The sequence below is a fragment of the Blastococcus sp. CCUG 61487 genome (genome assembly GCF_005222955.1).
GTDB lineage: Bacteria > Actinomycetota > Actinomycetes > Mycobacteriales > Geodermatophilaceae > Blastococcus.
The window spans coordinates 47,036-53,657 of the sequence record NZ_LWUA01000179.1; the positions used below are offsets into that span (position 1 = coordinate 47,036).

Sequence of the window (6,622 nt, forward strand, 5' to 3'; positions counted from 1 at the left end):
AGGACCGTCGATCCGGGAGGAGCGCCATGACCGATCTGCTCGCCATCGGGACGCGCAAGGGGCTGTGGCTGGCCCGCAGCGAGGACGACCGGAGGTCGTGGACCGTCGACGGACCGCACCTCCTGGCCCAGGAGGTCGCGGCCGTCTGCGTCGACACGCGGCGCCCGACGCCGCGCCTCCTGGCCGGCATCCAGTACGGGCACTGGGGGCCGACGGTCATGTGGTCCGACGACCTCGGTGCCACCTGGCAGGAGACCGAGCACGGCGGCATCAGGTTCCCGGAGGACGCCGGCGCGGCGCTGCTGCGCGTGTGGCAGCTGCGGCCCGACACCGCCGACCGGCCCGACGTCGTGTGGGCCGGCTGTGAGCCGCAGTCGCTGTGGCGCAGCACCGACGGCGGCTGCTCCTTCGAGCTGGTCCGGGGGCTCTGGGACCACCCGCACCGGCCCACCTGGGAGCCCGGCGGCGGTGGGGGAGCGGTGCACACCGTGCTGCCCGACGCCGCGACCGAGCGGGTGACCGTCGCGATGAGCACCGGCGGCGTCTACGTCAGCGAGAACGGCCGCGACGGCTGGGAGCCCCGCAACCGCGGGATCACCGCCCCGTTCCTGCCCGAGCCGCCCGAGTACGGCCAGTGCGTGCACAAGGTCGCCGTCGACGCCGGCGACCCCGACCGCATGTACGCCCAGAACCACTTCGGGGTGTTCCGCACCGACGACGCCGGCGGGCGGTGGACGTCGATCGCCGACGGGCTGCCGGCCGACTTCGGCTTCCCGATCGCGACCTCGCTGTCCGCACCCGGGACGGCGTGGGTGGTGCCGCTGGTCGCCGACATGCAGCGGGTGCCACCGGACGGGCGACTCCGCGTACACCGCACCCGGGACGCCGGCGCGACCTGGACGGAGTCCTCCGCCGGCCTGCCCGACGCGGCGTGGACGGCGGTCATGCGGGACGCGTTCTGCGTCGACGAGGGCGACCCGACCGGCGTCTACCTCGGCACGCGCGACGGGTGCGTGTACGCCAGCGCCGACGAGGGCGACACGTTCGGCCTGGTGGTCGACCACCAGGCCGACGTCCTCGCCGTCCGCGCGTACCGGCTGCCGTGAGGGGACGACGGTGACCGTGCAGGTGCTGCTGCCCGGGGCCCTCGCCGGGCTCGCGGGCGGCGCGCGCCACCTGGAGCTCCAGCCGGACGGCGGCACGCTGGCCGACGTCCTGGACGCGCTGGCGGCAGAGCACCCGGTGCTGTGCCGCCGGATCCGCGACGAGACCGGCACCGTCCGGCGCTTCGTGAACGTCTACGTCGACGGCGAGGACGTGCGGTACGCGGGCGGCCTGCGCACCCCGGTGACCGACGGCGCCGAGGTGCAGGTGCTCCCCTCGGTCGCCGGGGGGTAGCCGGTCAGAGTGCGGCGAGCTCCGCGCACGTGGGGCAGAGCTGCTGCTCCTCGTACCCCTCCGGCGGCCACGGCTGCTGCTCGTCGATGGAGACGTAGGCCCCGCACAGCGCCTTGCGGCTCTGCCCGCTCACGCGACCGATCGTGGCGTGCGCCGGACCGATCTGCCGGGGCTTGAGACCTTCCGCGCCGAAGGCGCCGACCATCACCACCGCGTGTGCCGTGCCGTACGCGTAGACGCTGGTCATGCCGCCAGGGTCCGAGCCGCCGCCCCCCGGGGCCAGCACCGCCGGGCGCGTGTTCGGCGCACCCGTCACACCCGTCCCACCCGTCGCGGGATCGCCGGTCCGCGGCCCGCCCTCGACCTCGCGGTGTGGCCGCGAGGCGCGCGGTGTACGGCGGGTTCGGCTGCCGCACCGCGCGGTCGAGGTACTGCGAGGCCCTCGCGGCGGCGTGCCGCTACTCCCGGCCGAGTGCGACGGCCAGCGCGGCCCGGACCTCCTCGACCTCCTCCGGGCCGGCGGGCAGCTGCGGGAGCCGCATGGCCGCCGAGGGGAGCAGGCCGAGCAGGTTCAGGGCCAACTTCGAGCGGAGCGCGCCGTTGCCGCTGCCGCAGATCAGGTCGACGGCGGGCAGCGTCGACCTGAACAGCTCGCGCGCCTCCCGCGGCTCGCCCGCCTCGGCCAGGGCGATGACCCGCGCCAGCCGGTCGCCGACCAGGTGCCCGGCCATGCTCACCAGCCCGACGGCGCCCACCGAGAGGAACGGCAGCAGCACGCCGTCGTCCCCGGAGTACCAGGCCAGCCCGGTCTCGGGGATCAGCCGCAGCGCCGCCACCGGGTCACCTGTCGCGTCCTTCACCGCCCAGATGCGCGGGTGCTCGGCCAGGCGCCGCAGCGAGTCGGGGCTCAGCCGCAGCCCGGTCCGCGCCGGGACGTCGTAGAGCATCACCGGCAGGTCGGTGGCGTCGGCGACGGCGGTCAGGTGCGCGACGACGCCGTCCTGCGAGGGCCGGGAGTAGTACGGCGTCACCGCCAGCAGGCCGTCGGCGCCCGCGTCGGCCGCAGCGCGGGCCAGCTCCACCGCGTGCCTGGTGTCGTAGGAGCCGGCGCCGGACAGGACGACGCCGCGGTGGCCGACGGCGTCGCGCACGGCACGGATCAGGTCGGCCTTCTCCCGGTCCGACGTCGTCGGCGCCTCGCCGGTGGTGCCGCTGAGCACCAGCCCGTCGGAGCCGGAGTCGATCAGGTGGACCGCGAGCCGTGCGGCGGCGTCCAGGTCGAGGTCGCCGTCGGCGGTCATCGGCGTGACCATCGCGGTCAGCAGAGCCCCGAACGGCCGTCGCGCGGAGGGGCCGGACATGCCGGAGAACCTACCGATCCGCGGTGTCCGTTCGGCCTCGGCGCGGTCAGCGCTGACCGGTATGTTGACCGCAGCCTCCGGCCGGGAGGTGTTCTCCGACCGGGGGTGGCTTGTGCAGTCCGCGCTCTACGAGGCCGAGCACGAGGCGTTCCGCGCCACCGTGCGCGAGTTCCTGGCCAAGGAGGCCGTCCCGCACACCGAGGCGTGGGAGCAGGCCGGGCAGGTCGACCGCGAGGTCTGGCTGGCCGCCGGTCAGCAGGGGCTGCTGGGCATGGACGTCCCGGAGGAGTACGGCGGCGGTGGGGTCAAGGACTTCCGCTACAACGCCATCCTCACCGCCGAGGTCGGCCGCGCCGGCGCGAGCGGGCTCGGCTTCACCCTGCACAACGACGTCGTCGCCCCGTACCTGACCGAGCTGTGCACCGACGAGCAGAAGCAGCGCTGGCTGCCCGGGTTCGTGCGCGGCGAGATCATCACCGCCATCGCGATGAGCGAGCCGGGCGCGGGCTCGGACCTGCAGGGCCTGAAGACGACGGCGGTGCGCGACGGCGACGACTGGATCCTCAACGGCCAGAAGACCTTCATCACCAACGGCATCCTCTCCGACCTCGTGCTGGTCGTGGCCCGCACCGACCCCGAGGCCGGCGCCCGCGGCTTCTCCCTGCTCGCCGTCGAGCGCGGCATGCCCGGGTTCGAGCGGGGCCGCAAGCTCGACAAGATCGGCCTGCGCGCGCAGGACACCGCCGAGCTGTTCTTCACCGACGTCCGCGTGCCCGCCACCAACCTGGTCGGCACCGAGGGGCACGGCTTCTTCCACCTGATGAACAACCTGCCGCAGGAGCGGTTGTCGATCGCCGCCGGCGCGGTCGCGTCGGCGCGGATCGTCCTCGACTACACGGTCCAGTACTGCAAGGACCGCACCGCCTTCGGCAAGCCGATCGGGAAGTTCCAGAACACCCGCTTCGAGCTGGCCGAGATGCACACCGAGGTCACCATCGCCGAGACCTATCTGGAGAAGGCGATCCTCGAGCACAACGCCGGGCGGTTCACCGTCGAGGACGCCGCCATGAGCAAGTGGTGGACGACGGAGCTGCAGAAGCGCGTCATCGACCGCTGCCTGCAGCTGCACGGCGGCTACGGCTACATGCTCGAGTACCCGGTGGCGAAGGCGTACCTGAACTCGCGCGTGCAGACGATCTACGGCGGGACGACCGAGATCATGAAGGAGATCATCGGCCGGTCGCTGGGCCTGTGACGGTGATGTCTCCCGAGCAGCCCGCCGCGACGGTTCTCACCGAGCAGACCGGCTCCGTCCTGCTGGTCACGATCAACCGGCCGCGAGCGCGCAACGCCCTGGACCTCGACGTCGCCACCCGCCTGGCCGACGCCTTCGACGCCGCGGAGGCCGATCCGGAGATCCGCTGCCTCGTGCTCACCGGCGCCGGCGACCAGGCCTTCTCCGCGGGCGCCGATCTCAAGGCCCTGGCCCGTGGGGAGCGGGCGATCGTGCCGGGCCGCGAGCAGTACGGCTTCGCCGGTGTCGTGCGGCACCCGACGAGCACGCCGGTCATCGCGGCGGTCAACGGTGCGGCGCTGGGCGGCGGCACGGAGCTGGCGCTCGCCGCCGACCTCGTCGTCGCCGCCGAGCACGCCACCTTCGGCGTCCCCGAGGTCACGCGCGGCCTGTTGGCCGCCGCAGGCGGGGTCTTCCGGTTGCCCGAGCAACTGCCCCACAAGGTCGCGATGCGGCTGGTCCTCACCGGCGAGCCGATGAGCGCCGCGGAGGCGCTGCGCTGGGGCCTGGTCAACGAGGTCGTCCCGGCCGCCGACGTGGTGCCGACGGCGATGCGGATGGCGGAGGCCGTCTCTGCCAACGCACCGCTGGCGGTGCAGGCCAGCAAGCGCCTGGCCCTCGGCATGGTGGATGGCGACCGGCCGGCGGAGGCCGAGCTGTGGCGGCGCTCCGCGGAGGAGATGGGCCGGCTGCTGGCCTCGGACGACGCCGCCGAGGGGATCGCGGCGTTCGCGGAGAAGCGGCCGCCGCGGTGGACGGCCCGCTGAATCACCAGGGGTGAGCGGCCGATGCAGGGGGCAGATATGCCGGTCATGAGCACCTCTGCGCCGCGGCTGCCCGACGCGCTGGAGGCGCTGCGCGACCGGCTGGACGAGGCGCCCCTGCACCTCGACGTCCCCGGCCGGGACGACGCGAGCAGAGCCGCCCGCGCCGTCGTCGACCAGGTCGACGACTACCTGCTGCCGCGGCTGCGGGACCTCGACGCGCCCCTGCTGGCCGTCGTCGGCGGCTCCACCGGCGCCGGCAAGTCGACCCTGGTCAACAGCCTGCTCGGCGCGCACGTGACCACCGCCGGCGTCCTCCGGCCGACCACCCGCGCGCCGGTCCTGGTGTGCTCCCCGGCCGACCGGGACGCCTTCGCCGGCGATCGGGTGCTGCCTGGCCTGGCCCGCACCACCGGCGAGGGCGAGGTCACCGGGGGGCTGCGGCTGTTGGTCAGCGACGCGCTGCCGCCCGGGCTGGCGGTCCTCGACGCCCCGGACGTCGACTCGGTCGTCGAGACCAACCGCGAACTGGCCGGGCAGCTGCTCGCGGCCGCTGACCTGTGGATCTTCGTGACGACGGCGGCCCGCTACGCCGACGCCGTCCCGTGGGAGCTGCTGCGCACGGCGCAGGAGCGCGGCACCGCGCTGGCCGTCGTCCTCGACCGGGTACCCCCGGAGGCCACCCGCGAGATCGCCGACGACCTGACCGGGATGCTCCGCGCTGCCGGCCTGAGCGGGGCCCGGCTGTTCGTCGTGGAGGAGCGGCCGCTGAACGACGGCCTCCTCCCCGAGGACCAGGTCGAGCCGCTGCGGACCTGGCTGCACGGCCTGGCCGCCGACCAGGAGCAGCGCGCCGCCGTGGTCCGGCAGACGCTGGCCGGGGCGCTGGACAGCCTCGACGCCCGGGTGGACGCCGTGGTGCAGGCGGTCGTGCGGCAGGCCGAGGCGGCGGACGCGCTGCGGGCCGGCGCCGAGGCCGCCTACGAGCGGGCCTGCACGTCGGTCTCCGACGGCGTGGCCGGCGGCGCCCTGCTGCGCGGCGAGGTGCTCGCCCGGTGGCAGGAGTTCGTCGGCACGGGGGAGTGGATGCGCACGCTCCAGGGCCAGGTCGGCCGGTTGCGCGACCGGATCACCGCGACGCTCACCGGCCGGCCCTCGGCCGGCGCCGGGCTGCAGCAGGCGCTGGAGTCGGGGGTGGAGGTGCTCCTGCGGGACGCCGCGGACGAGGCGGCCGAGCGGACGGTGACCGCCTGGCGGGGGACGCCGGGTGGCCCCGGCCTGCTCGCCGGCCGGCAGGCCGAGCTCGAGGCCGCCGCCCCGGAGTTCCCGGAGCGCGCATCGGCCGAGGTCCGGAACTGGCAGGGCGCCGTCCTGGACCTGGTGCGCAGCGAGGGAGCCGGCAAGCGGACCCGCGCGCGCACGCTCTCCTGGGGCGTCAACGGCGCGGGGGCCGTGGTCATGGTCGCGGTCTTCGCCTCGACCGGCGGGCTGACCGGCGGTGAAGTCGCGGTGGCCGGCGGCACCACCGCGGTGGGACAGCGGGTGCTCGAGGCCGTCTTCGGCGACTCCGCCGTGCGGGCGCTCGCCGCCCGGGCCCGCAAGGACCTGGAGCAGCGCACCGACCGGCTGCTCACCGGCGAGCGGCAGCGGTTCGACGCGTTGGTGGACGCGGCCGCGCCCCCGCCCGGCAGCATCGACGACCTGCGGGCGGCGGCCGCCGAGCTGAGCGCGGCCCGGCGGGCGCAGCGGTGAGCCGGCGGAACCGCGGCGGGCTGCCGCTGACCGACCGCCTCGCGGCGCTGCGC

At 75.2% G+C, this 6,622-nt stretch carries 7 protein-coding genes; 5 read left to right on the forward strand and 2 right to left on the reverse strand.

The window, feature by feature from the left end; genetic code table 11:
- Positions 1 to 26: 26 nt before the first annotated feature.
- Positions 27 to 1,106: a sialidase family protein gene (locus A6V29_RS09900; RefSeq protein WP_137160137.1), complete on the forward strand. Its 1,080-nt coding sequence runs from the start codon at positions 27 to 29 to the stop codon at positions 1,104 to 1,106.
- Between the two features lie 10 nt (positions 1,107 to 1,116).
- Positions 1,117 to 1,398, forward strand: coding sequence for a ubiquitin-like small modifier protein 1 (locus A6V29_RS09905; protein WP_137160138.1), 282 nt, complete (start codon positions 1,117 to 1,119; stop codon positions 1,396 to 1,398).
- A gap of 4 nt (positions 1,399 to 1,402) precedes the next feature.
- Here the strand turns inward: A6V29_RS09905 and A6V29_RS09910 are convergent, their stop codons facing one another.
- The gene (locus A6V29_RS09910) at positions 1,403 to 1,645 is read right to left on the reverse strand and encodes a hypothetical protein (RefSeq protein WP_137160139.1); all 243 of its coding nucleotides are present in this window, start codon (positions 1,643 to 1,645) and stop codon (positions 1,403 to 1,405) included.
- A 211-nt stretch (positions 1,646 to 1,856) separates the two neighbouring features.
- Positions 1,857 to 2,759, reverse strand: coding sequence for a 4-hydroxy-tetrahydrodipicolinate synthase (gene dapA, locus A6V29_RS09915; RefSeq protein ID WP_137160140.1), 903 nt, complete (start codon positions 2,757 to 2,759; stop codon positions 1,857 to 1,859).
- Between the two features lie 61 nt (positions 2,760 to 2,820).
- Here dapA and A6V29_RS09920 point away from each other — a divergent pair, with 61 nt between their 5' ends.
- From A6V29_RS09920 to A6V29_RS09930, 3 genes are read left to right on the forward strand one after another with little or no spacing between them, the layout of a single operon-like run.
- On the forward strand, positions 2,821 to 4,014 hold the full coding sequence (locus tag A6V29_RS09920; protein ID WP_170977811.1) for an acyl-CoA dehydrogenase family protein: 1,194 nt from the start codon (positions 2,821 to 2,823) through the stop codon (positions 4,012 to 4,014).
- A gap of 5 nt (positions 4,015 to 4,019) precedes the next feature.
- Positions 4,020 to 4,820, forward strand: coding sequence for a crotonase/enoyl-CoA hydratase family protein (locus tag A6V29_RS09925; RefSeq protein ID WP_137160144.1), 801 nt, complete (start codon positions 4,020 to 4,022; stop codon positions 4,818 to 4,820).
- Positions 4,821 to 4,865: 45 nt separating this feature from the next.
- Positions 4,866 to 6,569: a GTPase domain-containing protein gene (locus tag A6V29_RS09930; protein WP_137160141.1), complete on the forward strand. Its 1,704-nt coding sequence runs from the start codon at positions 4,866 to 4,868 to the stop codon at positions 6,567 to 6,569.
- Positions 6,570 to 6,622 lie beyond the last annotated feature (53 nt).

Excerpts from the sequence above, each read along its gene's own strand:
- A6V29_RS09920 (WP_170977811.1), top strand. The coding sequence starts at position 2,821 with ATGTTGACCGCAGCCTCCGGCCGGGAGGTGTTCTCCGACCGGGGGTGG.
- A6V29_RS09925 (WP_137160144.1), top strand. The coding sequence starts at position 4,020 with ATGTCTCCCGAGCAGCCCGCCGCGACGGTTCTCACCGAGCAGACCGGC.
- dapA (WP_137160140.1), bottom strand. The coding sequence starts at position 2,759 with ATGTCCGGCCCCTCCGCGCGACGGCCGTTCGGGGCTCTGCTGACCGCG.
- A6V29_RS09910 (WP_137160139.1), bottom strand. The coding sequence starts at position 1,645 with ATGACCAGCGTCTACGCGTACGGCACGGCACACGCGGTGGTGATGGTC.
- A6V29_RS09930 (WP_137160141.1), top strand. The coding sequence starts at position 4,866 with ATGAGCACCTCTGCGCCGCGGCTGCCCGACGCGCTGGAGGCGCTGCGC.
- A6V29_RS09900 (WP_137160137.1), top strand. The coding sequence starts at position 27 with ATGACCGATCTGCTCGCCATCGGGACGCGCAAGGGGCTGTGGCTGGCC.